The organism is Sphingomonas sp. GC_Shp_5 (assembly GCF_026540855.1).
GTDB lineage: Bacteria > Pseudomonadota > Alphaproteobacteria > Sphingomonadales > Sphingomonadaceae > Sphingomonas.
In genome coordinates this window covers 1-3,243 of sequence record NZ_JALNUP010000055.1, presented here as the reverse complement: position 1 = coordinate 3,243, position 3,243 = coordinate 1, and the positions used below count along the sequence as shown (strand labels likewise).

The window sequence follows — 3,243 nt, the reverse complement described above, 5'->3', positions numbered from 1 at the left end:
CGATCATGCAGATCGTCGTATGGGCGAGCCGCGCGATGAGCCTCAGGTGATTGCCGGCTCGACGTCATCAGCCAGGCCAGTCCTGCGCCTGTCACCACTGCGGCCCAGGGGTTTGCCTTCGCTCGCGAAATCAGGCTGCTGGTAAAGTCGGCCCCATCGCCGCCCTGAACGTAGGCAAGAGCGTCATTGACGATCTGCTTTGGCGACATCTTGTCCTGCAGCTCGTCAAGGCGCCGATCCATGCGCGCTCGGGTTTGTGCCAGATCCTGCTCGATCTGCTCGGTATCATTAGGTTCTTCAGCCATCATGTGTGCTCCTTGACCAGGCGCGCGTCCTTCTGAACGTTGGCGACGGTCCGCTCCGGCTTGAGGTTGTGTAGCGAAAGTTTGCCGAGCGCGGCACGAGCGATGAGAGCGCCTACCAGCACGATCACGACACCGACGATCAGCAGGGCCGCCCAGGTGGGGATCCACTTCTCCAGGAGCGCTGCGCCGCCTTCAAGCAGGACCACAAGCCCGGCAAAGCCAACCAGCGCGCCGCCAACAACCGAAATGCCCGCAATGATCAACCCGTGAAGCTTCTGGTCGAACTCGGCACGGGCGAGCGCGATTTCCCCGCGCACCAGGTCCTGAACGTCACCGGCAAGACCACTGGCGATCTCACCGATGCTATGCGGACCTCGTTCAGTGCTCGCCATGGCCAACCTCCGGCAGGGTCGGCAGGTCATCTCGGCTGGTCCCTGCAGCAAGGATCTTGCCGAAGCGGGCGAGGCCAACGCCGGCTGCAAACGAGGCGCCGATGAACAAGCCGGGCTGGCGCCGGGCAAAGCTCTGAACCTGCTGAAGCAGGTCGCCAACATCGGCGTCGCGCAGCGATCCGGCGACGCTGCTGAGTTCGGTTGCACCACGCTCGATAGCTGCGGCAATCCAGTCCTGCTTGCCCGAAAACTGTTCGCTGCTTTTATGAAGGCTGTCGGCCACCTCTCCGAGACGATCGGCAAAGCCAGCTTTCTGATCAGCCGCTGCCCCGGCGAAACGCTGCCTCACCTGATCCGCCAATCCAGTGGCGGCGTGGCGCGCATCAGCGGTCGCGTTATTCAGCGCGTCGCTGGCGCCGGTAGCACTGGCCGTAGGCGTGCTTGGAGTAGGAGCTTGGGTCGCCTCGGTAATTGCGGAAGCTCGCTCATTGTCCGGCGCTGCGTTCGTGTCGATCATGATGTTCTCTCCAAATTAGAGGCAATGGCCGCTCGCGCCATTGCCTCTCGAAGCCTCGGCCTCGCGCCCTGACCTTCACAGGCCCGGGAAAGCTCCGCGCGAGCCTTGCTCGCGCGGAGTAGAATGTTCTTAGTGGCGCTTGTCGGTCGTCCCGAAGGTCGAGCCGGTGGTCGTGTTGACATCGCTGTCACGATCGACCTCGACGTCGGTACGGCGAACAGTGTCGTCGATGTTCTCGACATGCTCTTCAGCCGTCTTGGACACCACAACCTCTTCAACGACCCGGGCGTTCTTACCGACCACGGCTTCTTCTCCGGTCGCGGTCATGTTGATCGAGCGCTCGCGGAACGCATCGCCATCGGCAGCCGACAGCGGCTGGTCGACCGTGCGACGCTCGACGTTAACCCGCTCGTTGCGCAGACGGATCTGCTCATGGACGGGGGTTTCGGTGACGTACGAGCGAACCCGTACCCCGCCGCGGTTGACGTCGCGCTTACCGACGACGAGCTGCTCCTCGACCACGGGGATGACTTCCTCGCGCTCGCCGCCCTCGGCGTAGTCGGCCGACTTAAGTGCGCCTACGCCTGCCGCTGCCGCGGTGCCCGCACCCGTTGCAGGAGCCGAATAGTCCCAGCCGGACGAACGCCACTGGCTGGAGCGATCGTCAACGTCGATCGATCCGGCATCCTCGAGGACGCGAACTGCTTCGTCGATGCGGTCGTCATCGACATCGGCGGTCAGCAGCACACCACCACGGCGCAGGCCTTCCTCATAGGTGTGACGGTCTTCGTCAGGCAGGAAAGCATTCTTGATCGAGTCCCAGACGCCGCGATCTTCGTGGGTTGAGTAGCCCTGCTCGCGGTAACCCGAGCTGGACTTGTCATGGATGTGGACATGGTCGGCATCGACAATGGCGCTCTTGAGGCGCTCCTTGGCGGCCTCTGCATCGGAACGGCTGTCGAACATGGCGGTGATGGTGCTGGACATGATATACTCCTTAGGAATTTGGTTGAGGATGAAGATCAGCGTGCGGTGACAACGAGCTCGGTGCGACGGTTCTCGAAGCGGCCACCAGCAGTAGCGTTGGTGTCGACAGGGTTGGTTTCACCGCCAGAGACGGTCTCGATCCGGCCTGCGTTCACACCTTTGGCGACCAGCGCCGACTTGACGCTTTCCGCGCGAGCCTTGCCGAGAGCAGCATTGGCGGGTGCCGCACCGCGGTCATCGGCATAGCCGGCAATACGAATGCGGCTCGTCGGGTACTTGCCGAGCGTCGCTGCCACCTCGTTCACCTCGCCCGCGTCTGCGGCGCGAATGTCGCTTTTGGCCGTGTCGAAGTTGAGCTTCTCGAAGGTGAAGGTGCGCGGAGTTGCCTCAGCACCGGCAAGGTAGCTGCCAAGGCCCGAGGTCCCGACCAGAGCAGCCGATTTGCCCGCATTTGGCGTGGCCGCGACCACCTCAGCTGGAGGGGTGGCGGCAGCTGTCGGGGTCGCAACGGGGGTGACCGCAGCCTGCTCATTGCGGCCGCAGCGGCTCAGCGCAAACAACAGCGCGAGAATACCAAGGGCGAGCAACAGCCAGGGTAGCCAGTTGAACCCCTTCTTCTTCTCGATGTGGATGTGGCTCGGCGCGCCTTCGCGCCGATCATCGTTGGGGCCGGCCATCAATGGTTCTCCTGATCTTTTAAGTTTTCGCGCTCCACGTCCACGCGCGTGCGGCGAAGGGTCATGGGAACTTCCATGGCCTCCGAATGGTAAGTCCGTTGAAGATGCAGCTCCTCGACGAGGAACAGCCGCTTTTCGACCACTACCCTTTCTTCGAGGATAGGTACGATGGTAAGGTCACCTTCCACGCGAATGGCGGGCGCCTCAGCGACCTCCTCATTCTTTGCGACACGAGTGATCTTGACCTGCTGAGAGTAGAGGCGGTCACGAACGATGACTTGCTCTTCTTCCGAGGACGTGCGCACGTTGACACGTTCGGTATCAACCGAACGCTTGAGGACGTGTGCCTCTTCTTCCACAATGGG

Annotated in this window: 6 protein-coding genes; all 6 read right to left on the bottom strand. The window is 62.5% G+C overall.

The genetic code is table 11. The features are described from left to right. The coding region (locus tag OXR60_RS19750) for a DUF3618 domain-containing protein (RefSeq protein ID WP_267397766.1) at positions 1–308 on the bottom strand (308 nt) is incomplete at its 3' end. After that, positions 305–697, bottom strand: coding sequence for a phage holin family protein (locus OXR60_RS19745; protein WP_267397765.1), 393 nt, complete (start codon positions 695–697; stop codon positions 305–307). The genes OXR60_RS19750 and OXR60_RS19745, both read right to left, overlap by 4 nt. Further along, positions 684–1,214, bottom strand: a complete 531-nt coding sequence (locus OXR60_RS19740) for a hypothetical protein (RefSeq protein WP_267397764.1) — start codon at positions 1,212–1,214, stop codon at positions 684–686. The genes OXR60_RS19745 and OXR60_RS19740 overlap by 14 nt, the downstream gene beginning before the upstream one ends. A gap of 129 nt (positions 1,215–1,343) precedes the next feature. Then, positions 1,344–2,201 (bottom strand): DUF2382 domain-containing protein, encoded by an 858-nt coding sequence (locus OXR60_RS19735; protein ID WP_267397763.1) that lies wholly within the window; start codon positions 2,199–2,201, stop codon positions 1,344–1,346. Between the two features lie 35 nt (positions 2,202–2,236). Beyond that, complete coding sequence (locus OXR60_RS19730; protein ID WP_267397762.1) at positions 2,237–2,878, bottom strand: OmpA family protein; 642 nt, start codon at positions 2,876–2,878, stop codon at positions 2,237–2,239. Then, the coding region (locus OXR60_RS19725; protein WP_267397761.1) for a DUF2382 domain-containing protein at positions 2,878–3,243 on the bottom strand (366 nt) is incomplete at its 5' end. The genes OXR60_RS19730 and OXR60_RS19725, both read right to left, overlap by 1 nt.